This is a genomic window from Buttiauxella sp. BIGb0552 (assembly GCF_004366275.1).
Classification (GTDB): domain Bacteria; phylum Pseudomonadota; class Gammaproteobacteria; order Enterobacterales; family Enterobacteriaceae; genus Buttiauxella; species Buttiauxella gaviniae.
Genome location: NZ_SODY01000002.1, coordinates 173,359 through 199,340 on the forward strand (window position 1 = coordinate 173,359; position 25,982 = coordinate 199,340).

The following is a 25,982-nucleotide window of genomic DNA, read 5'->3' on the forward strand; positions in this document are numbered from 1 at the left end:
ATTAGCTGTCCAGATGCTGAATGCTGATGACATAACCGAAACGATGGTGGTGCACACTCACCGGCTGACGACTGCCGTTACGCATCAGATAATGGATTGTCTCAATCAACTCCCCCTGGTCATCTCGCAGTTCGCGGCGGGAATCGATATCCTTTAATGTCCAGCCTTTAGGTAACTGCGGCTGCCAGGCGCTTATCGGCCAGTAGCTCAACATAATATCGGCAAGAACCTGACTTGCTGGAGGCAATTCTGGCAGCGTCAATGACTGCTCGGTTTTCACGCCCTGACTGTCATAGGTCAGCCGGAATAAACGAATCCCTAACGGCGACAAACCAGCCAGCATGATTTTCTGCTGGTCGGCATTGAGCAACACCATCAATGATTGGGTTTTGCCTTTGACTTGCGCAGTCAGCAATTGTTGTTGGGTAATTGACGGCGAAATCCCAGGCGGGGGCAACGTCACTAAAGTGCCGGCTTTTAACCAGGCCTGCGGCCTTGAGCTATCTGGTTTTGTTGTGCTGCACGCACTCAATAATAAGGAGCCAAGCAACAATGCCAGTGTAGGTAGTATTTTCATTATTCTCTCTTTCCCTGAGTAGGTAGGGCTAAGGGGGCTGTCAGGAATGCACAGAAGATGCCGCAACTGAGCACAATGCCAAAGCTTGCGATGGCTTGTGTCTGGCTAAAGACCAACATGCCTAATGTGAAGAGTGTGGTCAGCAATGCCACACTTATTGCCAGAAGCGACGTCAACGGGGTGCCGCGTGGGTTACTAAAGAACAGCGTGTAATTGATGCCAATCCCGAGGACTAACACCAGCGCCAATAGTGAGAACAGGTTTAATGTATGTCCACTGAAGGCAAGTGCTGCAAGCCCACAACCCAGCGATAACAGCGAAGGTACAACACTTAATAACCCGCGTTTTACACCGAGTCGCAGCACATAGCTGATGGCAATCGCCACGACTGCCGCAGCCAGTAAAATAGTCAACAAACTACTGAAGTGGCTGAATAATTCATTAAACATCACTTTTCTGTCGACCCAACTTACGCCAGGCAACTTTGCTGCAATGTTGGCAAGTAATTCACTATTGTGAACGCCATTTACCGGCACTAGCGCGCCGCTTTTACCGTCAGGCAGCGATACCCACAACAAGCGCCAGCCGCTACTAATCACGCTTTTTTGCCAAAGATCCGGAGTCACTGCCATCTGCTGTAAATTAGGTGCAGTCACCGGAATGCCGCTTTCGGCAAGACGTTTTTGCAATATAGGGGCGGCTTCGCGCAGCAGAAGCAAATCCGCCTGTTGCTGCTCAAGAGAGGCTAAAGGAATCAGGCGATAGCTCTCGATAGCTTTTTGCTTTTTAGCCTCTGCAAGTTCAGGAGCCAGTTTTTCCAGGCGTTGCAGCGTTTGCTCGGCGGTATCGCCATAAACCACGAACCATTTCTGGTCCATACCCTGCCCGGTTAAAGCGGTAATGGCCTGCTCTTCACTTACCAAATCCTGCGGCAATGCCTGGAAACTGGCGATATCGTCATTGATTTTTAAGGAGGCAATTCCTGTGAGGCTAACCACCAACAAGGCGAGCGGCACGCCAACGCGCACTGCTTTTTTGTTCTGCCATGCATCAAGCCAGGCAGTAAGTAACCGGCTACAAGGCACAGCCTTAACCGGCAAGCCGCGCACCGCAAACGGGTACCAGCACACGACCGTCAGGCAGGAGGCAATTAAACCACTGGCGGCAAAGACGGCGAGTTGGCGAATGCCGGGGAACGGCGCGAGGATCATAATCAGGTAAGCAATAGCGGTTGTCGCCAGCGCCAGCAGTAAAGCAGGAAGCACTTTGCGTAAACTCGTGATGGGCGAGTTTTCTCGGCCATGCACCATGCGTTCAGTGAGATAATAGAGCGTGTAATCGGCCGAAACACCAACGATGCTCATGCTCATAACAAGCGTCATCAGGTGCAGTTCACCAAAGCAAAGTAGTGTGATAGCGGTGCCAGCCAGTGCTCCGATAGCAACCGATGTGGCACACAACAGTAGAGGCCGTACCGAGCGAAACACCGCAAGCACCAGTAGCAACACGCCAATCACCGTTGCCAGGCCAAGCGTTGAAACATCATGCTTTGCCTGCTGACTTGCGTAATCACTGTAGAAAAGTGTGCCACGCGACATCACTTCAGCCTGCGGGAAGTGCTGTTTCAGGTTTTGCTTCAAGGCTTGCAGTTGCTCAACCGCTTCGCGCCCCTGCTGCATATCAAACGATGAACCTTTTAGTTCACCGTGTAGCAAATACCAGTAACGTCCTTGTTTATCACGTGCCACCAGCCAGCCGTTCATCAATCGCATCTGACTGGCCGTTTGTTGCAGCGCCAGTTGTGACCCACGCACCAGCATCAACGGATCGTTTGTCAGCTCTTTACCACTGACGCCAGAAAACGCCGAGTAAAGTTGCGACAACACCCACTGAGCCTGGGCTTCGCCACCATTTTGTAAACGATCGCGAGTTTGGTTATCAACCAGGCCGTTGCGATGCTCGAAGTAGAATTTCCCCCACTCCTGCTGACCCTTTGCATCCATCGGCCCCTGCACACCCGCAAGGAATGGCTGCTGTTGCAGTTGCGTTTGCCACCATTGCGCGGCAGCTGGATCGGGTTGATTGCCGGGGCTGACCATCCACATCATTTGTCTATCGAGACGTTGCAAAAAACCGTTCTCGATTTGTGGCGGAACTTTACCGAGGCTGCTGGCAGGCAGCAGCGACAGCACACTGCTGTCGAGCCGAGCCTTTGGCAACAACGTTGCGAGCAACACCACCAGCACAGTGACTATCGCAAGCCAACCCCATGCCAGACGACGATGCATATTAGAAAGCGAAGCGCTGCTGCTCTTCATGAGTCAATTTTCGTGGATTTAGTCGGTGGTCGCTAAAGGTGATTTCCGTAAAATCGCCCTGCAAATCATTCAGCGCAATGCGATTAAGGTATTTATCGCCTTCCAGGGTAATCGTACTAAACAGCTTATCGAGCGGCGTCGTAGTCGGCGTTAAGACCAGTTGCCATTTGCCATTGCCCTGGTCGGTAAAAGCGCTGGAGAAGTTTTCATCAAGCACTTTACGGTCGGCCTGGAATAGAGCGCGTAGCAAATGATTGAACTGGAACATTTGCGGGTTGCTGTCTGCGGTAATGATTTGCGGGGCCTGACTGCCCATGACCTGCACCATGTGGCTATCATCAAGGACCAGCGTCATCGGGAATGGATGTTGTTGCTGCCACCACAAACCTTTGCTTTTAGCGATCAACACTTCACCGCTGGAATGCAGCGGTTGCGCCATCCCACTAATTTGACGGTCTTGCTGGAATTTAGCCCGCACCACCGGCTGCGATGCAAAGCTACGTTGCACGTCATCGAGGGTAATTGCGTTCGCCATAAAGCTGATACACAGCAAGGCCATTAAAATAATCTTATTCATGACTCAAGCCCATGCGTTCAAAAAGTATCTGAGGGGAGACGAAACAAAGTTCTCCGCTTGTTGCCTCAACGGCAACCTGGATGGTGTAACCCGAAGTCGCGCGTTTGCCAGTTTGGGCATCAACAATTTCATAGCCGATTTTTAGGCGGTTTTCATACTCGAGTACCGTTGCGCGCACCAGAATCTGTTGTTCAAATTTCACCGTATCACGGTATTTAACTCGAGTGTCGACAACCGGCCAGACAAAGCCAGACTCACTCATGGCACGATAGCCATAATCAAATTGGTTGAGCAATGCTTCGCGCGCCACCTCAAAGTAGCGGAAATAGTTGCCATGCCACACAACTCCCATCGCATCGACATCATGGAATGGGACTTTGATGCTGACCTCCACAGTAAAACGTGGGTCATTTAACATCCGGACTCCTTTTCTGGAGGTAATTGCCAGAAATCATAAAAATTAAACCAATCGAGCGGCGAACGCAGTGCATAACACTCCAGACGGCGCGCGTAATTATCAATATGTTCTTGTAGTGCTTGTTGCCGAGTTGCACGTGGCAACACCAAAGGATCGGCAAAGTTCTCAGCATGAATGCGCAGTTTGCCCTGTTCACGCAAAACCATCATCAAAATGACCGGGCATCGTAATGCGGCGGCAAGAATAAACGGCCCTTGCGGGAAAGGGGCCAGGTTGCCCATAAACTGGCTCCAGCATACGCGCCGTTCACCGCCACGTTGCGTATTAACAGCAACCCGATCACCGACGATCGCCACCCACTCTCCGGCATCGAGTTTTTCTTGTAGAAGCATGGCAGTTTCCGGGCCAATATGGCTAACCGGCAGCAGATTCACACCGGCCTGTGGAGCAATTTCTTCAATAATCTGACGAAAGCGTTGAGCGTTATCGGTGAAGACGAGCGCATTAATCACAAGCCCGGCCTCAACCTGAGCCAGTGCGCGGCTGGCTTCGATATCACCCAGATGTGCGGCGAGGATTAACTTCCCCTGCCCGGCCTGCGGTTGTAAAACTTCACGGCTGCCGGGGGCAAACTCGATATCACGCCCCCAGAGAATATCGCCGCGCCAGGCAGCAATTTTGTTTAGCATTGCATCGCCAAAGCGTAAGAAGTGGCGATAGCTGTTTAACCCGGCTGGCAGTGTAACGCCCAGGCATTGTGCCTGTTGACGAACCTGAGCTAGCCACTGCTGTGATGCCTTTCGCTGCGTGCCGCCGGTTAACCACATCCACGCCACCACCGGATAGAGCAATGCGTTAAATGCACGCCGCCCCAGACGTTGGTAGATATTCAGCATTAAGCGCATTCCCGCCAGCCCCTTACGTTCTGGCACTTGCGCCCAATGAGTGCTCTTTCGACGGCGCGAGAGTAATGCCGGAATGCGCGGTAACATGCCGAAGAAGAGTCTCGTATGCATCCACGAGATGCGCAGATTGTCGCGAAGTGCGTCAAAGTGCGACAGGCCATCTACTGGATAAATCACTCGCGTGCGCAAAAAATGGCTGTTGGTCCCAGCCCAATATAAACGCACCATAATTTCGGTATCGAAATCCATGCGTTTACCTGGGGAATGTTTCGCAATAACCGCAAGCGTTGCCGCCAACGGATAAACACGGAAACCACACATGCTGTCTTTTAAAGACAGTGACAGAGTTTCAATCCACACCCAAACGTGCGTGACATAGCGCCCGTAAAGACGCGATTTTGGAACAGAATCATCGTATTCCGGCATTCCAGAAATCAGGCAATCAGGATGCTTGCGCGCTTCATCTAAAAAACGAGGGACATCTTCAATGCAGTGCTGCCCGTCAGCATCAAGTTGAATAGCATGGCTAAACCCTGCCTGTGACGCCGCTTTAAGGCCGGTAATGACTGCCTCCCCTTTTCCCCGATTGTTTTCCAAATGGATAAGGGTGACGCCAGTTAACTGCGCCAGTTCCTGCTTGGTTGCAGCATCACTACCGTCATCAACAATAATCACCGGCAGTGCAAAAGGTTGCAGACGTTTCAGCACCACCGCCATTGTCGCGCCGTGGTTATAACATGGGATCACCACACAAGGGTGAAAAGCCGAGGCTGTTATGGACATAGCTTAATTTTCCCGCTGCTGGCAGCAACACCACCCTCTTCGCTTAACAGGGTATAAGTGAAACTCAACACACAGCGCGTAGCATCCCATTGCAGATTCAGCTCAAGTTCGCTTCCCGGCACAATCGGGCGTTGGAATTTAACGCTATCAATCGAACAGAAGCGCATTCCCGGCGCAAGTGTGACTCCATAAGCCATGACCCAATCGAGCTGCGCCACGCCAGGTAATAATGGTTGAGTGGGAAAATGGCCTGCGAACCAGCCTACCGTCGCCGGAACAGCTAAACGTAGGCACAGTTTTCCTGCTTCGGGCTGCGAGCGCTGTAACTCAACGGGTTTCATCAAATAACTCCTGTAATTGCACCCACGAACGCTTGCCTTGGCTATTGTGTGGAATAAGCTCGACGATGCGCCAATAACGAGGAATGGCTATTGGCTCAAGCCAGGCGCGGAGTGCTTCACGCCAGAGTTGTTTATTAGCCGTTTGTTCACAAGCAACCACGACCGCGCCCAGCGCAATTCGGTTACCACGCGTAATGGGAACGACAGCGGCATCCTCAATACCAGGGAGCGCCAGTAATCGGCGCTCAATTTCACTCAGTGAAATGCGCTTTTCTTCGATTTTTACAATGCGATCGCGGCGACCTAATAAGCGAAAACTCCCCTGCGGGCCAAATTCGAGAATATCGTCTAACTGCACGCATCGGTGATGAATCAATGCTGACTCAACCTGCCAGCCATCACCGTGCGGGGTAAAACGCACTTCCGGGAAGGGCTGCCATTCGGGCGAGATTTGCGAATGTTGCCGCCACGCCAGCACACCCGTTTCGGTGGTGCCATAAATTTCTGATACCGGTGTTTTAAGCCACGCTCGTGCATTTTTCGCGGTATCGTCATCGAGTTTCCCGGCGGCAGAAATCACGCTTTTAAAAGTCGGAGCCGTGAGGTTCGCATCGAGGCGTTTTAAAAATGCCGGACTGCTGATAAACAATAAAGGATGGGTCGAATGCGCCACCAGTTGCTCAGGGAAGTGAATCATTGCAGCATCACCGGCAAGACCAAGCGCCATTGGCAGCATCACACGGAAAGTAAAACCATAGAGATGCTGGTGTGACACCGAGCCCACCACGCGACAATCGCGAATCTGTTCGCCCCACAATGCCGCAAGCCAGGCGATCTCTTCATCCAACGCTTGTAGCGTTTTAAAAATCTGCGCAGGCTCACCAGTAGACCCCGAGGTAAATAGCACCACACCAGCATCGACAGGAACCGGTTCAAAGGGTTGGACTGCCGGATACGCCAGGGTTTGCGGGTTTATCACCGTACAGCTGAGGTTGAGTGGCACATCGCTAATGACGCCGCAAAAATGCATTTGCTGTTCGCGAAGCTGTGCTTCCCGGCAATGTCCAGGGATCACAGGTGTTTTACCCGCATGCAGTGTCGCCAAAAGCGCGGTAATAAAGGCGTAGCTGTTATCAAGGCAAAGCGCCCAGCGATCGCCAGGCTGCGTTTTTAGCCAGCCATAGATACGCTGAACATCATTGATTAAATCGGCCTGCGTCCGAAGCTGCGGCCCTTCAAACGCCACAATATGTTGCGGATGGCGACCGCTTAGCCACAGCTTCAGAGGTAAAGGATTATTCATAGCGACGTTTCACCCGCTGCCTCACCAACCATTCACCGGCAAATAACGCCCCCATCAGCAGGTAACTCGCCATTCCATTCCACAATGTCCACCAGTGAATGTTACCCGCAAGGCAGGTGAATAGTGCCATGCTGCCATTCAGGATAAAGAAAATGCACCATACTTGCGTTACGCGACGGGTATATCGCACACCTGCAGCCGGTAGATCCCCTTCACGCCAACGAGCCAGGCGTTCAATCAAAGACTGGCTACTCCACAGTGAGGCACCAAATAGTGCCAGCATCACCACATTGACCACCACCGGATACCACAACAACAGCTGTGCTTCACGCATCCAAATACTGGCAATAGATAACACCGCCCCCGCAATGGCCAGCCCTTTGAACGCACGACTCAAAGCACCCGTTTTGCCACGCAATGCGCACAAGCGCAGTACAAAGCACAACGCCAGAATAGGCAGCAAAATATGTAATTTTGGATACGAAAGGGCTAACCAGACGGCAAAGGGCCAACCTATTACGGCTAGCCCTCCGACAATACTTAGCGCACGTTTTGCCAGCACGCTTTAAGACCCGCTATGCAGACGCTCAACTGCGTCTACGACATCCTGTACGGTACGAACCGTTTTGAAATCTTCCGGTTTGATTTTTTTACCGGTGCGTTTTTGCAGATGCACAACCATATCTACCGCATCGATACTATCGAGATCCAAATCTTCGTAAAGACGAGATTGCGGGGTGATTTGCTCAGGAGAGAGTTCAAATAACTTAACCAGTAACCCGGTGACTTCCTGATAAATATCTTCTTTATTCATAGCGTACTCGTGGTTTCAATCAGGCGCTGTGCGCAGGGTTTTGACTATTAATAAATGCGGCCAGATTCGCGACCGAGTAAAAATGTTCACGCATCGTTTCGTTTTCTGCGGATAACACCACACCATAACGTTTTTTAACCGCCAGACCCAATTCCAGAGCATCGATGGAATCAAGGCCAAGGCCGTCGTTACCAAATAACGCAGCCTCACTTTCAATCTCATCGACACTTATCTCTTCGAGATTCAGGGTGTCGATAATGAGTTGTTTAATATCGGTCTCTAGAGATTGCATATCACCATCCGAGTCTTAGAGTCTATCTGAGTAGACTTTTAAAAAGGGTCAGGAACCAATTCCTGACTTAAATATTGGCTAAGACGGCGCGCCGCAATCGTGGGGGCATCGTCTTGATTTTCCATAAAGCTTTGGCTGTCGATCCGCTGTTTGACACTCACAGTAATCATCGGCTTGCGCTGAGGTATCTGGTACCAGCGGCTGTGTTTGTCCAGATAACGCTGGTCACAGTGAATATGCACCAAACGCAATTCACATCTACAACGCACAGCAATATTCGCAGCACCTCGCTGGATAACCAGCGGTTCACCCGGACGGGTACGCGTCCCTTCCGGGAAAATCAGAATCGCCTCCCCTGCCGCTATGCGTTTCTGGCTTTCAGGAAGTAATGTTTCGCCCTGACTATTAACCAGATAGTCCGCGGCTTTAATCACGCCGCGAAAACAGGGATTGTTCACCAGGCTTGCTTTCACCAGGCAACCAATATGCGGTGCCTGAGAAGCAATAAACACATAATCGAGCAGCGTCGGGTGGTTAGCGACTATCAAGCATCCATGGTCGTTTGCTAATTGCGCGCAATTTTCGAAGCGATAATCAAACACGCCCAGCCCGCGTCCGATGCGTAAAAATAGCCGGAAACTGGCGGAGATGCTACGGCGAGCAATCTGACGGCGTTTGCCATTATCGCGAACAAACAGTAACAACAAGTTAAACCATACCAGTGACAATACCAGGCCACCGCTACCAAATAGAATGAACAACCAACCGGTCATCAGCACGCGCCAGCACCACTCTATGCGCCCCCACATTAATGACGACTCCAACGCCAGCACAGCCGTTCACCAAGAAGAGTGAATGTCTGCTCGCCACTGAGCCAGCCGTGCAAAAATGCCAGCCCCTGCGGTAAACCTTGCGCACCAGGGGTTTGGCTCGGTGTTGTTTCACACTGGATCTGCGATCCAGCTTCCAGCAACAGTGCCACCGCAAATGGCATGCTGACCGTCTCACCTGGAAGATGAGAGTGATAAAAATCAGGAATCAGCCCATCGAAATCCACCAACATCACGCGTTGATACCCACAGTGATGCAGCGATGCCACTTCGATTAATGCCTGCGCAAAACTGTCAAAGCCTGCGGAAACAGAGGACGAAACCAGTGCTTGTTGGGCCGCAATCGTGGTATTCCCTACCGCTGAATTGTGTACTGACATCGCAAAATCAGTTGGTGAGAGACTCTCTTCGCACGCTAATGCAGTTAAAATCCGAAAATTTCGCTCCAGCTCACCATGGCGGCTGGAAAAGACCAGCGCATCAACATTTTGTCGGGACAAAATAGCAAGGGCACAGTCAACAGCAAGACGGCTACCTGATGCCAGACGGCGCGCGGTCATCATAGGTAGATGGCGACTTTTGGCAAGCGGGGATGAAACATCAATAATAGCTGCGGTTTTTCCCCATGCCTGCCAGTCATCATGTTCAGACAAACCTGGTGCACTGGCCTGCCAGTCGACAACGTTAAACGCTAACTTCATGCTCTGTACCATCAATCATCTGCGACGTCCCGTCAGATATATATCTTCGAATTTATGCCGACTATAAAATAAGTCTTAATTTTACGGGATTTTTCTTAAGCCGCTTATATTTTGCGCGCAATGAATTCATCAACGGCGGGGAATAGTATCAAAATGACTGGGAAATAAATATTCATACATCGATTCCAACGGCCTGCTAATCACAGGCCGCGGATTCTAACGGTATGTGATTTCCAGAACTGCCAGTTGATGTTGCGCGTCAATGTAGCGCATTTTGGTAGAAAACGGAGCATCGCCACCAGCCGTATAATTATTCAGCTTATTAAGTGCGATGGTCTGAACAACTGGCTCCCCGTTTTGGGTACAGGAAAATTTAACAGAATGTTCCTGATTCGATAAACGACAACCTTCTTCTACTATTGCCCCCTGAAAATGAATCACACCACCACTGGCATGAGCATTAAGTAAAGGGAAAGCAAGAACAAAAACAGGCAAAAGAAATGAACGTCTCAAGCTTACTGTTTTCACGCTACGGACTCCTCAACTGAAGTGGTATGAGGGTTATCGGCACAAAACGGTGAACGCTACAGTTAAAACCTGGTATATATAAGAAATAAAATCCACATAACCGCTACATTTATTAAACATTGCCCGGCGGAGCCCACTCTTTTTCCAGATGAATATCTTTTCCATCCGACACGGTCACCGTAATGGTCACATTATCTCCAGGAGAGATATTCATACTCATCCGTGTAAGCCGGGCAGGTTCATTCGCTTTTATAAAAATGTTCCCGCTTTGGCTGCTGTTGCTTTGCCCTCCTGAGCCGGAACGTAGCGCGGTAAATTTGTAGGAACACTGGCAGTCTTGAGTGAGCGTAGCGACAGGCACGATGGTGTACATATCTCCCTGCTGCTGAGTATCGAAAGCAAGCTGATTACTGAGCGCGACTAATAAAACTAATGTGTGCATGGTTTCCCCCAATAAAAAGAACAGGGCATAAAGGCCCTGTTCTTTTTTTGTCTAGTTTAGCAATTAGTGCTGATAGACATTGGCCTGATTACCCCAGCCAGACTGAGTTACAGCTGCCGAAGCGCCAGTTGTAGCTTGTGTCACATTGGCACCGTTAAAGTTGCCGAATTGTTTAACATCCAGGTCGGCACGAGTACTTGCCTGAACAAGATTAGCCTGGTTATTATTACCGCTTTGCAGTAGATCAAGGCTGCTGGATTTTGAACTTTGGTTAACGTTAGCGCCGTTAAAATTACCAAGTTGAGTAACAGTTAGACCTTGATTGGTATCGCCATAATTACCATAGCCACCACTACTACCATGTCCGCCCTGATAGATTTGACCAGCCAGTGCACTTCCCGAAACCACCAATGCTGCTGCGATTGCTGCTACTTTAATAAAGTTCATGGTGAAACTCCCATCGGATTGATAATTTAAGCCCAAATAGCTAGTGTATTATCTTTGGACAACACGGACTGCCATTTGTGACCTTACTTGCACTACAACTGCGGTATAACCAGTACCCGTTTGGATAATATTTGCTTTATTACCAGAGCCTATCTGTTTAATTAAAGCAGTATTACCCGAAGTTGTTTGCTCAATATTCGCATCGTTGGCACTGCCAACTTGTGAGATATAAGCAAGATTATAACTCCCTGATTGTTCAACATTAGCTCTGTTAGAAGAACCTGTCTGAGAGACCAGTGCTAATTGCTTGCTTCCATGCTGGTCAACGTTGACATTATTGTAATTGCCAGCCTGACCAATAATTGCTGCCTGATTTAGCGATGTTCGACTTAATTCGTTCATCGCAAAGTTATATTCTGATCTGGCAAGATCGGGATTATTTGCAAGAACATAACCAGGCGCTCCCAACAATGCTAACATCACAAGTAACGATCTGTTCTTCATGTTGTCACCCTGGGTCTAAATACTTCTACTAATAAAACTCACTCATCACACTTGCCGTTAACGTTGAGAAGAAATGTTATCTCTGCGTTACGGAAATGAGTATGTCCGTCGAAACATTTAAAATATCTCACCCGCATGTTGTATTTTTATATTTCCACTCATTACAAAGTATTAGTGGAATAAAAAAAACCAAATACAACAAAGGGTTCAAAAACGATTATTTTAATTAGCGTATGTTTTTTAAATTCATCACATTTATCAAGCATGGATTTGCCGTCTGGTTGGTTTGAAAGACTGCTATTTGGCAATTTTTAGCGTGCCCATGTCACGGTAATGAGTTTTCTTAAGACTGCTAACAACTGCGAATGTAATGCCAACAATTTACATGTGTTAAGTTGCAAAACGCATAAAGAAAAAAATATATAACCCATACAAATCAACGAAATAAAGTTATTTGTATGATTTTTAAAACTATGCAATTTATAATTTATGTACAACTTTAGTGCTAAAACTAAATAGAAAAAATCTCAAGCCGAAACATTTGAATATCTACAGTTACATTTTGTAACATCTTTAACACTTGCTTTAAGATTAGTAACCGCTAGATTGAAATCAGCAGTAACATTTTGTTTAACACATTAAGTCAGATCGTAACTTAACGATATTTGACAGTGTTATATTAATTTCAAACACAGCACTGCAGCACCTATCAGTACCTCTGGTGAATTAACTTTCTGTTAATTCAGCTGATTGATGCGCAAACTCGGACGGAGTTTCATCATGTTTAATGAAGTCCATACAATAAATAGTCAGGCGTTAAGTGCTCAAAGTTTATTGTTGATCACAAAACCCTCGCTACAAGCTACTGCGTTATTACAGCATTTAAAATCCTCACTATCTATAAATGGGAAACTTCATAATATTCAACGCTCTCTTGAAGATGTCGCTGGAAATGTTGTGGTCCTTTTCGATATGGTAGAGGCTGATAAAAAGCTGATTAACTATTGGCAAGATAACTTAAGTCGTAAACATAACAGCATTAAGTTGTTGTTATTAAACACTCCTGAAGAGTATCAATTCCGAGACATAGAAAACTGGCCACATATTAATGGCGTATTTTATATGTCAGAGGAAGAACCGCGCGTGGTAGAAGGTATCCGTGGTGTAATGGATGGGGAATGCTACTTCTCGCAAAAGTTAGCCAGCTATCTTATTAATCACTCAGGGAATTATCGCTTCAATAATGTTGAGTCCTCCCTTCTGACTCACCGTGAAAAGGAAATACTTAATAAATTGCGTATTGGTGCCTCGAATATCGAAATCGCTCAGTCGCTATTTATAAGTGAAAATACGGTCAAAACACATCTCTATAACCTTTTCAAAAAGATATCCGTAAAAAATCGCACTCAGGCGGTTTCCTGGGCAAACGATAATCTCAGGCGATAAGGCGATGAAATTACAAGCTGCTTTACTGCTGGCGTCAGTATTAGTCTGCGCCTCCGGGGGTGCTCGCGCCGTAGAAGTGGAAGTTCCTGGATTGTTGACGGATCACACCGTTTCATCTGTAGGGCATGAGTTTTATCGTGCCTTTAGTGACAAGTGGGAAAGCAGTTTTACCGGAAACTTAACGATAAATGAGCGGCCCAGTGCCCGTTGGGGAAGCTGGATAACCATTACTGTTGATCAGGATGTCATCTACCAGGCTTTTTTATTCCCCTCAAAACGTGATTTTGACCGAAATGTCACTATTGCATTAATCCAGACTGATGAAGCAATTAAACGCCGGCAAATTGATAAAGCATTATTGAGTACCGGTGATTTAACCAGCGACGAATTTTAGGAGGCTGTCATGCGTATCACTCATGCAGTTTTATCTTTACTGCTGATATCCCCTTTGTCCTGGGGAGGAAATATGACTTTTCAGTTTATAAACCCTAATTTTGGTGGTAACCCCAATAATGGGTCCTTTTTACTTAATGAGGCACAGGCTCAGAATTCCTATAAAGACCCTAGCTCAAGTGATTTTGGTTATACCGCGCCTTCCGCACTGGATAGTTTTACTTCCGCTATTCAGTCGCAACTGCTCGGTGGGCTATTGACCAATATAAATACCGGGAAACCGGGCAGGATGGTCACAAACGACTTTATCGTAGATATTGCTAACGTTGATGGGCAGTTACGACTTAACGTCACTGACCGTAAAACTGGCCAGGTTTCAACAATTGATGTTTCAGGATTACAAAACAACGCTACTAATTTTTAGTGGGCATTAAACGACAAAAAAGTATTTAAGGATAAACATTATGCAGCGCTTACTTCTCATCGTAGCAGTGTGTTTATTAAGTGGTTGTTTAACCGCACCACCTAAAGAAGCTGCGAAACCTACACTTTTGCCTCGGGCACAAAGTTACCGTGACTTAACCCACTTACCACCGACAAAAGGTAAGCTGTTTGTCTCGGTTTATAATATTCAGGATGAAACAGGGCAATTTAAACCCTATCCTGCAAGTAACTTCTCAACCGCGGTACCACAGAGCGCAACCTCTATGTTGGTTACTGCTTTAAAAGATTCACGCTGGTTTGTTCCATTGGAACGTCAGGGCCTGCAAAACCTGTTAAACGAACGTAAGATCATTCGTGCAGCACAGGAAAATGGCACCGTTGCAGAGAACAACCGTAGACCACTAGATTCTCTAATAGCGGCAAACGTGATGGTTGAAGGTTCAATTATCGGTTATGAAAGCAACGTGAAATCGGGCGGTGTTGGTGCACGCTACTTTGGTATCGGTGGCGAGACACAATATCAGCTTGATCAAATAGCAGTGAACTTACGAGTAGTAAATGTTAGTACCGGTGAAGTATTGTCATCGGTCAATACCAGCAAAACAATTTTGTCTTATGAAGTTCAGGCCGGGGTATTCCGTTTCGTTGATTATCAACGATTACTGGAAGGTGAAATCGGCTACACCACCAATGAACCTGTAATGATGTGTCTGATGTCAGCAATAGAAACAGGGGTTATTTATCTGGTTAATGATGGTATTAATCGCGGCTTGTGGGATTTAGAAAATCCAAAAGATATTAACAATCCGATACTGGCTAAATACAGAGAGATGTCCGTCCCTCCTGAATCTTGATGATCAACAGATAATAAAAAACCAGCCTCGGCTGGTTTTTTTTATTTATTCGGCTATCACTTGAGATTCAGACTTCGTTTTCCGTGCTGCAAGCCACAGTCCGCTATTTTTCATCGCAAAACCAAACACCAGACCGAGCAATAAAGAAGGCACGACAATCCGCCATTCACCCTGGTTTGCAAAGGTCGCGCAAGCACCAATAAATGTGCCCGGCACAAACGAGAGCAATACATGCCTGGCCTGAATACACATCAGGAATGCCACAACACCCGTAACCATGTAGCCCAAAATCTCCAGGTGAGGCGCTACCGCGCTACCGTGAATGATGACCTGAGCCCATAATACGCCGCTACATAATGTGCATGCAGAAATGAAAAGACCTTTGATACCGCCTTGCGGACACGCAAAATATGCGGTGCAACCAAGGAAACCTGCCCAACTGATTAAACCAAGACTCACCGCAACCCAACCCCAAAGGCCAGAGAGAATACCGGTGGTCAATGCAAGAGAGATAAGTATGTTCATAGCGGCACATCATAGCAGAGCCTTATAGTTCGACCACGATCTGCCGCACATTTTTTGTAAACTAAAAATCCAAGTTGCACTTTATATGTGATTTAAATCACATTACTCATCGTCGGATTCTTCAAGTTCATCGCGCATTGCCTGAATGGCTTCACGGCTAATTAACGCCAGTGTGCGGTAAAACGGCGTTGTAGAATGCGCTTCGACTTTGCCAAGGAAAGTGCCAGCCCACGGCATCAGATAGTCATCAAACAAGCGAACTTGCGCTTCAAACTCATCTTCCTGTGACTGGTCTTCAAGCCAGGAGGCTGCCAGCAACAAAGTACCAAAATGATCGGCAGGTGTTTCGGCAAGCGGCATGCCGCGCTGTTTTAGAAACTCGCGCACATCACCCTCATTACTGCCAGCTTCCCATACTGAGCGATAAGGCGGCACACTACACTCTTCACCAACAAACAGCGCATTGTAATCAGCAGCCAGCTGTTGAGGATCGCAGCTCTGTTGCAGACGAGTCAGTAACTCATCTTGCTCCAGCGGCCAGTGCTCTGCTAGTTTGCCTTCGCGGATCATCGTCAACAACGGAACCAGAAGCGGATCCTGAGGCTGACGATAATAAAGTGATCCTAAAATGCGGCAAATAATTGAAAACTCATTCATGCTAACGATCCATTTAGTAGAGATTAAAAACAGAAATTAAAGTGTGGCGAACTCTTCGATTGGCGCCATACCGCGAGCTTCGAGGAAGCCAAGCATACGGGCGACTGAAACATTCAGAATACGATCTTCCGGGAACTCAACTTCGTCCAGAATTTTGCGACACTCATCAAAATCCCCAAGGGTAAAGGCAGTGTGGGAATCTGAACCCAACGATAACCAACCACCGGCATCACGCACTGCGGCAGCAATCGCACGGCAGTTCGGGCCGCTGCCCTTACGTGAATGAGTAAATGAGGAGTTATTGAGCTCCAGCGCGACATTATATTTTGCTGCCGCCTGCGCTATAGCAGGAATATCGACCGGGAATTTCGGGTTGCCGGGGTGGCTAATGATGTGGACATTGCCACTCGCCATTGCAGCAATCATCGCTTCGGTGTGAGTAGCACTATCCTGAGGCGGGAAAACAGGCTCATGGAAACCAGCAATAATCAGATCCAGTGAGTCCAACATCGGCCCGGTGCAGTCAATTTCACCAGCGGTATTTTTTATATTAGATTCGATACCACGCAAAATACCGACACCATCGACCACTCGCGGCCAGATGCGCATATTCACAAAGTGCCAGTAATGAGGCGCATCAGCCATATCCGGGCCGTGATCGGTGATAGCAAACAACTTGATACCTTTGCTTTTAGCAATCGCAATGTAGTCATAAAGGGTGCTATAGGCGTGGGTGCTGGCGACGGTGTGCATATGCAGGTCAACGGGATACATGGCTCTCTCCTTATATGTCTTTCTCGCAAGGATAGCAGTTATCACCGTGGTTTTTTAGCCCGGCTCAAGCCGGGCTGTGCATTAATAACCGTGATGCAATGAAACCTGACCACTCGGCGACTCACCGTTTTCAATCTGGCGAATCGTTTTGGCAATATATTCCATTGCCTCCTGAGGACGGGTAACGGCTGCCAGATGAGGTGTTATGGCAATTCGCGGGTGTTTCCATAGCGGGCTTTCCGCAGGAAGTGGCTCTTTGGCGAAGACATCGAGCATGGCCCCTTTCACTTTTCCACTCTCAAGAGCGGCGAGCAGATCACTTTCAACCAGATGCACACCACGCGCAAGGTTCATAACGAAAGCCTCATCCGCTAGTTGATTGAGCAACTGGCTGTTGATAATGCCCACAGTTTGCGGAGTATTCGGCAGCAGGTTAATCAACACACGAGTGCCTTTAAGGAAGTCACCCAATTGTTCAGCGCCCGCAAAGCTGGTTACGCCCGGATACTCTTTTTTGCTGCGGCTCCAGCAACGCACCGGGAACCCCCAGGCCGCCAGGCTTTCTGCTACTTTCCCACCCAGTACACCCGCACCAAGCAGGCCGATAGTGAAGTCTTCACGGCGATAATCATCCAGCGGCTGCCATTTTGACTGCAGCTTTAATGCCTGATAATCATCGAACCTACGGAACCAGTGCAATACCTGACTCACCGCGTATTCCTGCATCTGCAGCGCCATACCGGTATCTTCCAGACGAAATAGCGGAACACCTGCTGGCAGCATATCCGGATGAGCCTGAAGCTTACTCAGAATGGAGTCTACACCTGCTCCCAATGCAAATACCCCTTTCAGCGTCTCGCGCCCACTGAGCATTTCCACCGGGGGATGCCACACCAGGGCGTAATCCGCAGGCTGGTTATCACCAGGATGCCATTGGCGAACCGTGGCTCCAGGAAGTTGCTGCTGCATACCTTCCAGCCAAAGTTGCGTATTAAATGTTGGGTGATGAAAAATAATGTCCATGCTTTCTCCATTTATTCTTAGGCTTACGCGCAGCCCTAAACAATACATGAGATGAATGTAATAAAAAATCAGCGTGTAATGCTGTTTTAAGAAGCAAGTTGCTTGAAGTTTGGCTGAACGCACCAGATTTACTCAAAAGTGAATTGACGCAGGCCGTTCTTTTCCCTACATTAGCGCCCGTTCCAGATGTCAGGGAACAACAAAACGGTGAGGTGTCCGAGTGGCTGAAGGAGCACGCCTGGAAAGTGTGTATACGGCAACGTATCGAGGGTTCGAACCCCTCTCTCACCGCCATATTTAAAGAAGAGCTCGCATGCAAATGCGGGCTTTTTTTTCGCCCGTAATTCGGCACTGCTAATATCGCGAATGAATGACGCTAACTTAAAGTCCAGGTATCGTTCACGCCTTGACCAAACGGTATAGAAACAGAAGATTAAACTTGACCGAATGCGGTCTACTCCCTATAGTAGCGCCCCGTTGCCCCATGATATTGGCAACAGATTCAAAACGGTGAGGTGTCCGAGTGGCTGAAGGAGCACGCCTGGAAAGTGTGTATACGGCAACGTATCGAGGGTTCGAACCCCTCTCTCACCGCCATATTTAAAGAAGAGCTCGCATGCAAATGCGGGCTTTTTTTTTCGCCCGAAACCCGTGGAGAGATGGGCGAGAACCCTCGACCCGAGGTTCGACAAATGCGCCAGCATTTGGACGTCAGGGATGCTTGCAGCCATGACGCCCGTAGGGCAAGCGCAGCGCAGTCAGCCCCTCTCTCACCGCCATCTTTAAAGAAGAGCTCGCATGCAAATGCGGGCTTTTTTTTTCGCCCGAAACCCGTGGAGAGATGGGCGAGAACCCTCGACCCGAGGTTCGACAAATGCGCCAGCATTTGGACGTCAGGGATGCTTGCAGCCATGACGCCCGTAGGGCAAGCGCAGCGCAGTCAGCCCCTCTCTCACCGCCATCTTTAAAGAGAAAGTCTGAACTCACGTTCAGACTTTTTTTTCGTCCATAATTTGTCATCCGATACCGCTTTGTCCATAAAAAAACCCGAACCTAAGTTCGGGCTAAGATCAACTGTCTACATCTTTCGCTGTACGAGTAAGCGCAGCACGCCACCCGCCAGATTAAAGTGAACTCATGCGGATTATAAATCCGCAAACGAACCCAACCGATAACCACGTTCCGCAATCGCATATTTTAACGACGCAGAAGTCAAAACATCCAGTTCAGCAAGACGCGGATAGCAATATTTGCTGTTAAGAATGGTGTTATCAATAAAGGAAGGGTGACTCATTATTTCTAACGATTGCTCATCACGCGCCATGGAGCGGTCGAGTGTATCGAGGAATAACGTTTCCGATATCGCCTCACCATAAAAACCACTGTCAAAACCTTCCGCCGTTTTTACTCCCCGGCACTCAAGCCCGCCAGCTATGGCAGCATCGTAATCAAAACGGATTGCCACGCCCTGCTCTTTCGCAAAGGCTTCAACTATCGGATAGATCTGCGGGATCATATGTACATGGTGATGGCTGTCGAGATGCGTAGGTTTGCGGCCAAATAATTCGATGAATCTCGCGAACTGGCACGCCAATTCTTGCTCAATTTCCGCAAGTGGCAGAGTGTCTTCTTCCGCTCGCTGCCAAATCCATTTACCCAATTTGCCCTTTTCATCAACCAGGCCTGGCATTGCAGATAACGGTCGACCCAACGTCAGTACAAAATGCATCCCAATAGCCAGACCTGCATGTTTTGCACTGAGTGCAACAGCATGTTCAATACCTGCGGCGTTAACCATCGCGGTGGTAGACGTCACTACACCGTTGGTGAATGCGTCGATAATTCCGTAGTTTTGCGCCTTACACAGCCCAAAATCATCCGCGTTAACAATTAATAACTTATCCATTGTCGCCTCGGTAAGCTGCCTTCCCTTTGCAGGGAAGGCCTCCAGTTATTTAAGTGCAGCGATAGCTTCTGCAAAGTTTGGCAGATTAGCTTCGTGAGCTAACAGCATATCGCGGGCAATTTTCTCGGCATCTTTATCAGAATGAATCAGCGGGCTTAGATTTAACGCCAGCAGAACATCATTAAAGTTTCCGCTAAGTGCGGCTTCACTGGCTGCCACTTCGAACCCTTTGATGGTGTAAATCAGGCCCAGCACTTTTTCATCAAAATGAGTGATGCGCGAGCTTGGGGTAGCACCCTCACGGCCGATGGTACAGGTCATTTCAACCGCCCAGTCAGCAGGAATATTATCAACATGCCCGTGGTGTGGCACGTTAACGTAATGCTCGCTTTGCTTGTCGTTATAGATATCGCTGATAACTTCACAAGCCGCATCAGAGTAGTAAGCTCCGCCACGCAGTTCCAACTCTTTTGGTTTCACATTCAGGGCCGGATCTTTATAAAGCTCGAACAGTTGCTTTTCGACTTTCTGAACAACCGTGGCACGTGCACCACCTTTGTAGAACTCGCCCATTTCGATGGCCAACATCTCTTTTTGCTTGAAGTAATAAAGCAAGTAAGAGCACGGCAACAGTCGAAGTGAACGAATCAGACCTTCACTGAATGGCAGATCAAAGATGTTTTTCACCGAACCTGCGGTTAGCGTACCGGACGCCACGCCATCAAGCAGTTCATCAAAACGGGAAGTCCCGTTAACAATGACATCTTTGATGAAGACCATGTGGTTCAGGCCGAACAGGTCAATGTTCAGTTCGTCCGTTGGTGCGAGTTTCAACACATCCTTAATGAACATTTTCATGCCCACTGGAATGTTGCAAACACCGATGAATTTTTTGAAGTCAGTGTGGCGATAAACTGCTTCGGTGACCATGCCAGCCGGGTTAGTGAAGTTGATAACCCATGCGTCTGGGCAGATCTCTTTCACATCATTAATGATGTCGAAAATCACCGGAATAGTACGCAGACCTTTAAACAAACCACCCGCACCGTTAGTTTCCTGGCCCAAATAGCCGTAGCTTAGCGGGATACGCTCATCAAGTTCACGGGCTTTAAGCTGCCCGACACGCAATTGCGTGGTAACAAAATCGGCATCTACCAGCGCTTCGCGGCGATCGAGGGTTTTATACAGTGCAATTGGCACTGCCGCGCGTTCAATCATACGCAAGCAGAGATCGAAAATAATATCTTGTTTCTCTTTTCCGGCTTCAACATCAACCAGCCATAATTCAGTTATCGGCAATTCTTCGTAACGTTTAATAAAACCTTCGAGTAATTCAGGGGTATAGCTGCTACCACCACCGATTGTGACGACTTTCAATTTTTTACTCATGAGGACTCCGGTACAAGTTTATTGCACTGTAAATTAAGACAGCGATATAGATGTATTATTGAAGGTTATATGCCGCACTAATAATATGGGGTATATTGACCAACCTTCACTAATACATTCACAATGGAAATGAATAATGACTATTTAATGCTGTATAACTGCTTCCGATAATGCTGCGGTGTAAATGACGTTAACTTCTTAAAGTTTTTAATAAACATACTGGCACTACTATAACCTGACTCGAAAGCAATGTCGGTGACAGAATAGTTGGTAATTTCCAGTTGCTTCTTAGCAAAATCAATTCTTATCTCATTAATAATTTGCATCGGTGTTTTGCCATAGTGGCGCTGTGTAGCACGGGTTAAGTACTCCTGTGACTTACCGGACAACTCCACCATATTCACTAATGCTTTATCGCCAAACATCAACTTGCCATGCATCTGCTCAACAGCATTTTTCAGCCAGCCAGGAATATCACCGCCGGACTCAGATTCTTTATGATGGCGCAGACGGTTCACAATATAAAACGTCACCATTTCAAGAAACTCATTAAACTCACCCTGACGGAAGTTTAATGAAGCAGTCACAGATTCAATATAAGTCAAAAATTCATTCTTAATTTGATAAACCTGTGACGCAATAAAATATGCTGGGAATAACGGTAAATAATGTTGTTCAAAAAAAGCCTTGCTAATACCAACATTCAAAATTCGGGTCGCACCAAAATCATAAAAACTTTGATGATAAGAGCCGAGTGGAATGAAAACAAAACTCCCTCTTTCCAGCAGCACACGTTTACCGTTGATTTCCTGATAATAACGCCCTGTCAGCACTACCGTAAATTCGTAATAATCATGCTGGTGCAGCCCGGAGACACTTTCGACTTTGTTGTGGATGAACATGTGGAAATGTTGACCATCAAAAAGCTGGCTCTCGCGTGCCGTGTTGATTTCCATACTGATTACCGGTGGCTGCATAGGGACTCCAACTTATTTTATTTTTTCGTGAAGCTCAATAAGTTCTGTAACCAACTCACGCGCCAGCATAGAAGTCATCAGGTGATCCTGTGCATGAACCAGCACCAGGCTAACTTTAGTTTTGCCTTCGCCCTGGTCACCTTCAATCAATTTGGTTTGCACCAGGTGCGCTGCATTCAGTGCTTCACGAGACTGCGCCATCAACTCCCTGGCTTTTTCAAAATCACCTGTTTTCGCGATTTTCAGTGCGCCGTATGCAAGGCTGCGAGCCTGACCTGAGTTAATGATTAAACCCATCACCACTTCTTCAAGATCGTCGGTATCCACTTCGTTATCGACTGCGCTATCCAAATCAAACATTTCAATCTCCCGGTATATTTAAAGTGGTTGGGGATAGGGGGCCATCCCCAACCAAAACTACTACCCTTCAGAGTTCAAGCCGCATGTGCGTTGGCTTCCTGCCGCTCGAATTATTTTGGGTACAAAAATTAAGATTAGAATTTCAGTGCGTTAGCAATATCTTCTTCGCTTTCTTCTTCTTCGATTACAGCCTGTGCTTTGTTAGACAGGATAACGAACGGTATGTAGACACATGTCGCGACACCTAAGTTGAACAGCGCAACTAACAATGCTGCGATACTACCGTTACTGTTGAAGAAGGCGCCCAGACCGGTAGGCATCGTCCATGGAGCAAGGTTGGTAACCGGTGGAATAATTCCCAGAGAGTAAGCCGCAAGTGTGATAGCTGCCAGAATCGGCTGAACCAGCACAAACGGGATGAACATAACTGGGTTCATGATGATTGGCAGACCGAACAGGATTGGTTCATTAATCTGGAAGATGCCTGACGGCAGTGCCAGTTTCGCAACCTGACGGTGGTCGGCGCGACGTGAAACCATGAAGATTGCGATAATTAAGCCCAGTGTCGCACCAGAACCACCCAACAGGATGTAGGAGTCGAGCATTGGTTTCGCCCAGAAGTGGAACTGTTTACCTGCATCAATCGCAGCCTGAACTGAACCATACTGGTTGTAGAGAGCGATGTTTTCCAACGCCCATGGGGTCATGATGCCGTTGTCCAGCGCGGTAAGCGCCAGCGAACCATGCACACCGAAGAACCACAGCAGGGAGTTGAAGATAACATACGCCCAGCCCACTACCGCACCCATCGAAGCCAGCGGCGTAGAGATGGAATCCATAATGATCTGGTGGAAGTTGCTACCATGATTCGCCAGCACCCAGGAAATAATCCCGAAAATAGACAGAATCAGGAAACCTGGAATTAACGCAGAGAATGAACGTGATACCGAAGTTGGCACACTATCTGGCAAAGTAATTACCCAGTTTCGGCGGATAACAAAAGTAAATAGCTCCGCGACAACCAGACCAATAACAATACCGGAAATAATATTCTGACCACCTAACCAGTTAGCGCCCACTGCATAAGCTTCACCTACGCTATAGGGTGTAACGGTCATAAATGCGGCAACGGATAATAAACCGGCCGCAAGAGGGTCAACTTTACGTTCCTCAGCAAGCGCCATACCAATGAAAAAAGGAGCCATTAGCGACATAATACCTAACGTACCGTTATATACGTTGCCGCCAATGGCTTTTAACCCATTAAGGGTTTCAATGGTTGAGGGATCTAAACGAATACCTAAAGAATAAAAAAATGAACCAGCGCCAAAACTCAGAAATACGTTATTGATTAATACAAACATGGCCCCGGCAAGGGTCAATGGCATTAATTTGATGAAACCATTTTTAATTGCGTTGACGTGCGGTTGCTTCCCAATTTTCACTGCGAAAGGAAGCAATATCTTTTCAAGTGAATCAATGACTTTACTCATTTGGAATTTCCTTTATTGCCGCAAGATTCTTGCGGCCAGGTTGTGTAAGGTCGTTCTTTGACGGAAAAATAAAACAAAATAAAAAATTAGTTGCTTGCTGCTTTCTTGATCGATGCGACTGCTGCTTTCAGCACGCCTAACCCATCAATTTTGCCGTACATTGCTGAATCAATAACTTCTACCGGTTTACCGGGTAATACTTTCTGAATTTCTGGCAGCATATAAGCGATTTGTGGTCCAAGTAATACCAGATCTGCATCCTTGCCTTTTTCAGCAGCCAGAGTTTCAGGCCAGGCTTCGATAATTACAGGCACTTCATACTTCTCTGCCTGCGCCTTCATTTTTGATACCAGCAATGAGGTGGACATCCCGGCAGAACAAAATAGGTAGATACGTCTTTTAGTCATAATAAATTCCTCACGTTGCAATAGCCTGCATGTCTGAAATCAGCACAACCCACGCCTGCAAAAGGGACTGATTGGAAAGTTCTGATTGTTTCTTGTTGAGAGAAGTATACGGCAACACGTCGGCGGGGAATAATATTGCGGAGCCCAAAATTGTCTCTCCTTGACTATCCGTTTTGATACCCTTCACATTTTGGGTAAATAATTCGCGCAAAGAAAAAAGCCCAAACAGAGTTTGGGCTTTACAATTCTTTCACACCGGAAATCAGTCGTAGGCATTCAATGCGCGCTGGCAAAGGGCCGAGCGCACACAATCTTGTTTGCCAAAGCGGACCACACCTACCATTTCATCTTCTTCAAAACGTTCCAGAGCATCACTCAGGCCGGACTTAACACCCCGTGGCAAATCGCATTGCGTGATATCGCCATTGACGATGACCGTCACGTTTTCCCCAAGGCGCGTTAAGAACATTTTCATTTGCGCTGCGGTGACATTCTGCGCCTCATCAAGAATAACCACCGCATTTTCGAAGGTACGTCCACGCATATAGGCGAACGGCGCAATCTCTACTTTGCCAATTTCGGGACGCAGGCAGTACTGCATAAAAGACGACCCTAAACGTCGCACCAGGATGTCATACACCGGGCGGAAATAAGGAGCGAATTTTTCCGAAATATCCCCGGGTAAGAAACCGAGATCTTCATCAGCTTGCAGGACCGGGCGGGTGACAATTATCCTGTCGACATCCTTATGTATCAGGGCCTCAGCGGCTTTCGCCGCACTGATATACGTTTTGCCGCACCCGGCTTCACCGGTGGCGAATATCAGCTGCTTTTTCTCGATGGCGTTAAGATAGTGCTCCTGAGCCTCATTTCGCGCCGCAATCGGTGAGTTATCACGGCAATCTCTTGCCATACCGATAGATTCAACGCCGCTCATCTGCACAAGCGTTGTGACCGATTCCTCTTCGCGTTGTTTATGGCTACGCGAATCCCGTCTCAGCACACGTTTTGCTTCGCGACGAGCTTTGATCACTGCTTTCTGTCTTCCCATGGATGGCACCTTACAGTTGGTTTCATTTCCCGCGCCACAACACAGTGCGCGATTATGTTCACTAACGGATGAGGTTTGGCTTCCTTTTAAGCCATGAACTGCCGGTTGAGAGGATGCACCAGTTAGACGAATTACGCCGCTTAGCGCATCGTTAATACATTGATTGGTTGTGGATTCAGGGTTTTTAGCGGTGAAGATAGCGAAGCCGGAGGAGATGCCTCCGCGCTGATTTGTGCGGGTAAGATGTTTGTTCAATCGGCCAGTACAGGACCCTACCATTCGCGATCTCCATTGTGATTAAGATTCACAGCCGGGAACTACCGCTCGTGCTTTAATTACATCAAAAATTATCTAAATTGCAACTTTTATTTTACTTTAAATCAACATTCGCGTTTCGTCATGCGCTTATCAAATTTATGACATAAAAATATTACACTTTTATATCAATGGGGTAGTCATATAGAAATTGAATGAATACCTGGCAGGCAAATAGTTAGCAAATG

At 47.7% G+C, this 25,982-nt stretch carries 31 protein-coding genes and 2 tRNA genes; 6 read left to right on the forward strand and 27 right to left on the reverse strand.

Features of this window, described 5'->3' with window-relative positions; translation table 11 throughout:
• Position 1 precedes the first annotated feature (1 nt).
• The 16 genes from EDF88_RS05595 to csgB form a co-directional block, all read right to left on the reverse strand.
• Complete coding sequence (locus tag EDF88_RS05595; protein ID WP_134183490.1) at positions 2 to 577, reverse strand: DUF3261 domain-containing protein; 576 nt, start codon at positions 575 to 577, stop codon at positions 2 to 4.
• Positions 577 to 2,895 (reverse strand): MMPL family transporter, encoded by a 2,319-nt coding sequence (locus EDF88_RS05600; RefSeq protein ID WP_134183492.1) that lies wholly within the window; start codon positions 2,893 to 2,895, stop codon positions 577 to 579. The genes EDF88_RS05595 and EDF88_RS05600 overlap by 1 nt, the downstream gene beginning before the upstream one ends.
• A complete protein-coding gene (locus EDF88_RS05605; RefSeq protein WP_064517799.1) occupies positions 2,867 to 3,472 on the reverse strand; it encodes an outer membrane lipoprotein carrier protein LolA in 606 nt (201 codons plus the stop codon). Before EDF88_RS05605 ends, EDF88_RS05600 begins: the two co-directional genes overlap by 29 nt.
• On the reverse strand, positions 3,465 to 3,890 hold the full coding sequence (locus tag EDF88_RS05610; RefSeq protein ID WP_064517797.1) for a thioesterase family protein: 426 nt from the start codon (positions 3,888 to 3,890) through the stop codon (positions 3,465 to 3,467). The genes EDF88_RS05605 and EDF88_RS05610 overlap by 8 nt, the downstream gene beginning before the upstream one ends.
• On the reverse strand, positions 3,884 to 5,578 hold the full coding sequence (locus tag EDF88_RS05615) for a glycosyltransferase family 2 protein (RefSeq protein WP_134183494.1): 1,695 nt from the start codon (positions 5,576 to 5,578) through the stop codon (positions 3,884 to 3,886). Before EDF88_RS05615 ends, EDF88_RS05610 begins: the two co-directional genes overlap by 7 nt.
• Positions 5,569 to 5,919 (reverse strand): hydroxymyristoyl-ACP dehydratase, encoded by a 351-nt coding sequence (locus EDF88_RS05620; protein ID WP_134183496.1) that lies wholly within the window; start codon positions 5,917 to 5,919, stop codon positions 5,569 to 5,571. The genes EDF88_RS05615 and EDF88_RS05620 overlap by 10 nt, the downstream gene beginning before the upstream one ends.
• Complete coding sequence (locus EDF88_RS05625) at positions 5,906 to 7,222, reverse strand: AMP-binding protein (protein ID WP_134183498.1); 1,317 nt, start codon at positions 7,220 to 7,222, stop codon at positions 5,906 to 5,908. The genes EDF88_RS05620 and EDF88_RS05625 overlap by 14 nt, the downstream gene beginning before the upstream one ends.
• Positions 7,215 to 7,784, reverse strand: a complete 570-nt coding sequence (locus EDF88_RS05630) for a hypothetical protein (RefSeq protein WP_064517790.1) — start codon at positions 7,782 to 7,784, stop codon at positions 7,215 to 7,217. Before EDF88_RS05630 ends, EDF88_RS05625 begins: the two co-directional genes overlap by 8 nt.
• A 3-nt stretch (positions 7,785 to 7,787) precedes the next feature.
• On the reverse strand, positions 7,788 to 8,036 hold the full coding sequence (locus EDF88_RS05635; RefSeq protein WP_064517788.1) for an acyl carrier protein: 249 nt from the start codon (positions 8,034 to 8,036) through the stop codon (positions 7,788 to 7,790).
• A 19-nt stretch (positions 8,037 to 8,055) separates the two neighbouring features.
• Positions 8,056 to 8,328 (reverse strand): phosphopantetheine-binding protein, encoded by a 273-nt coding sequence (locus tag EDF88_RS05640; protein ID WP_064517787.1) that lies wholly within the window; start codon positions 8,326 to 8,328, stop codon positions 8,056 to 8,058.
• 38 nt (positions 8,329 to 8,366) lie between these two features.
• The gene (locus EDF88_RS05645) at positions 8,367 to 9,137 is read right to left on the reverse strand and encodes a lysophospholipid acyltransferase family protein (protein WP_134183500.1); all 771 of its coding nucleotides are present in this window, start codon (positions 9,135 to 9,137) and stop codon (positions 8,367 to 8,369) included.
• Positions 9,137 to 9,859 (reverse strand): beta-ketoacyl synthase chain length factor, encoded by a 723-nt coding sequence (locus tag EDF88_RS05650; protein WP_064517784.1) that lies wholly within the window; start codon positions 9,857 to 9,859, stop codon positions 9,137 to 9,139. The genes EDF88_RS05645 and EDF88_RS05650 overlap by 1 nt, the downstream gene beginning before the upstream one ends.
• 216 nt (positions 9,860 to 10,075) lie before the next feature.
• On the reverse strand, positions 10,076 to 10,387 hold the full coding sequence (locus tag EDF88_RS05655) for a hypothetical protein (protein ID WP_064517782.1): 312 nt from the start codon (positions 10,385 to 10,387) through the stop codon (positions 10,076 to 10,078).
• 112 nt (positions 10,388 to 10,499) lie between these two features.
• Positions 10,500 to 10,829: a curli assembly chaperone CsgC gene (csgC, locus tag EDF88_RS05660; RefSeq protein WP_134183502.1), complete on the reverse strand. Its 330-nt coding sequence runs from the start codon at positions 10,827 to 10,829 to the stop codon at positions 10,500 to 10,502.
• Positions 10,830 to 10,892: 63 nt separating this feature from the next.
• A complete protein-coding gene (locus EDF88_RS05665) occupies positions 10,893 to 11,276 on the reverse strand; it encodes a hypothetical protein (protein ID WP_064517778.1) in 384 nt (127 codons plus the stop codon).
• Positions 11,277 to 11,324: 48 nt separating this feature from the next.
• Positions 11,325 to 11,780 (reverse strand): curli minor subunit CsgB, encoded by a 456-nt coding sequence (gene csgB / locus EDF88_RS05670; protein ID WP_064517776.1) that lies wholly within the window; start codon positions 11,778 to 11,780, stop codon positions 11,325 to 11,327.
• A 780-nt stretch (positions 11,781 to 12,560) separates the two neighbouring features.
• On the opposite strand from csgB, the gene csgD reads away from it, so the two are divergent.
• From csgD to csgG, 4 genes are read left to right on the forward strand one after another with little or no spacing between them, the layout of a single operon-like run.
• Positions 12,561 to 13,226 (forward strand): biofilm master transcriptional regulator CsgD, encoded by a 666-nt coding sequence (csgD, locus tag EDF88_RS05675; protein WP_064517772.1) that lies wholly within the window; start codon positions 12,561 to 12,563, stop codon positions 13,224 to 13,226.
• Between the two features lie 4 nt (positions 13,227 to 13,230).
• Positions 13,231 to 13,620 carry a curli production assembly/transport protein CsgE gene (csgE, locus tag EDF88_RS05680; RefSeq protein WP_064517770.1) on the forward strand — a complete coding sequence of 130 codons (390 nt, stop codon included), beginning with the start codon at positions 13,231 to 13,233 and terminating at the stop codon, positions 13,618 to 13,620.
• Positions 13,621 to 13,629: 9 nt separating this feature from the next.
• Positions 13,630 to 14,043, forward strand: a complete 414-nt coding sequence (csgF, locus tag EDF88_RS05685) for a curli production assembly/transport protein CsgF (RefSeq protein WP_064517768.1) — start codon at positions 13,630 to 13,632, stop codon at positions 14,041 to 14,043.
• A 40-nt stretch (positions 14,044 to 14,083) separates the two neighbouring features.
• Positions 14,084 to 14,917, forward strand: coding sequence for a curli production assembly/transport protein CsgG (gene csgG / locus EDF88_RS05690; RefSeq protein ID WP_064517767.1), 834 nt, complete (start codon positions 14,084 to 14,086; stop codon positions 14,915 to 14,917).
• Positions 14,918 to 14,962: 45 nt separating this feature from the next.
• On the opposite strand, the gene EDF88_RS05695 is transcribed toward csgG, so the two are convergent.
• From EDF88_RS05695 to ghrA, 4 genes are all read right to left on the reverse strand, one after another.
• Positions 14,963 to 15,442, reverse strand: coding sequence for a DUF1097 domain-containing protein (locus tag EDF88_RS05695; RefSeq protein ID WP_134183504.1), 480 nt, complete (start codon positions 15,440 to 15,442; stop codon positions 14,963 to 14,965).
• Positions 15,443 to 15,544: 102 nt separating this feature from the next.
• Positions 15,545 to 16,099 carry a molecular chaperone gene (locus EDF88_RS05700; RefSeq protein ID WP_064517763.1) on the reverse strand — a complete coding sequence of 185 codons (555 nt, stop codon included), beginning with the start codon at positions 16,097 to 16,099 and terminating at the stop codon, positions 15,545 to 15,547.
• A gap of 36 nt (positions 16,100 to 16,135) precedes the next feature.
• Complete coding sequence (locus tag EDF88_RS05705; protein ID WP_134183506.1) at positions 16,136 to 16,873, reverse strand: phosphatase; 738 nt, start codon at positions 16,871 to 16,873, stop codon at positions 16,136 to 16,138.
• A gap of 81 nt (positions 16,874 to 16,954) precedes the next feature.
• Positions 16,955 to 17,896: a glyoxylate/hydroxypyruvate reductase GhrA gene (gene ghrA, locus EDF88_RS05710; protein ID WP_134183508.1), complete on the reverse strand. Its 942-nt coding sequence runs from the start codon at positions 17,894 to 17,896 to the stop codon at positions 16,955 to 16,957.
• Between the two features lie 206 nt (positions 17,897 to 18,102).
• Here ghrA and EDF88_RS05715 point away from each other — a divergent pair.
• Positions 18,103 to 18,190, forward strand: a tRNA-Ser gene (locus tag EDF88_RS05715).
• Positions 18,191 to 18,405: 215 nt separating this feature from the next.
• Positions 18,406 to 18,493 (forward strand) — tRNA-Ser (locus tag EDF88_RS05720).
• A gap of 547 nt (positions 18,494 to 19,040) precedes the next feature.
• Here the strand turns inward: EDF88_RS05720 and chbG are convergent.
• The 7 genes from chbG to phoH all read right to left on the reverse strand — a co-directional run bounded on the left by chbG (position 19,041) and on the right by phoH (position 25,479).
• Positions 19,041 to 19,802 carry a chitin disaccharide deacetylase gene (chbG, locus tag EDF88_RS05725; RefSeq protein WP_134183510.1) on the reverse strand — a complete coding sequence of 254 codons (762 nt, stop codon included), beginning with the start codon at positions 19,800 to 19,802 and terminating at the stop codon, positions 19,041 to 19,043.
• A 45-nt stretch (positions 19,803 to 19,847) separates the two neighbouring features.
• Positions 19,848 to 21,191 carry a 6-phospho-beta-glucosidase gene (locus tag EDF88_RS05730; RefSeq protein ID WP_064517755.1) on the reverse strand — a complete coding sequence of 448 codons (1,344 nt, stop codon included), beginning with the start codon at positions 21,189 to 21,191 and terminating at the stop codon, positions 19,848 to 19,850.
• 140 nt (positions 21,192 to 21,331) lie between these two features.
• The gene (gene chbR / locus EDF88_RS05735; protein ID WP_064517754.1) at positions 21,332 to 22,168 is read right to left on the reverse strand and encodes a transcriptional regulator ChbR; all 837 of its coding nucleotides are present in this window, start codon (positions 22,166 to 22,168) and stop codon (positions 21,332 to 21,334) included.
• A gap of 12 nt (positions 22,169 to 22,180) precedes the next feature.
• Entirely contained in the window at positions 22,181 to 22,528 is a 348-nt protein-coding gene (gene chbA, locus EDF88_RS05740; protein WP_064517752.1) for a PTS N,N'-diacetylchitobiose transporter subunit IIA, read from the reverse strand.
• Between the two features lie 134 nt (positions 22,529 to 22,662).
• Positions 22,663 to 24,021: a PTS N,N'-diacetylchitobiose transporter subunit IIC gene (gene chbC / locus EDF88_RS05745; RefSeq protein WP_064517750.1), complete on the reverse strand. Its 1,359-nt coding sequence runs from the start codon at positions 24,019 to 24,021 to the stop codon at positions 22,663 to 22,665.
• A gap of 86 nt (positions 24,022 to 24,107) precedes the next feature.
• Positions 24,108 to 24,428, reverse strand: coding sequence for a PTS sugar transporter subunit IIB (locus EDF88_RS05750; RefSeq protein WP_064517748.1), 321 nt, complete (start codon positions 24,426 to 24,428; stop codon positions 24,108 to 24,110).
• A gap of 262 nt (positions 24,429 to 24,690) precedes the next feature.
• Positions 24,691 to 25,479 (reverse strand): phosphate starvation-inducible protein PhoH, encoded by a 789-nt coding sequence (gene phoH / locus EDF88_RS05755; protein WP_208326128.1) that lies wholly within the window; start codon positions 25,477 to 25,479, stop codon positions 24,691 to 24,693.
• Positions 25,480 to 25,982: the final 503 nt, after the last annotated feature.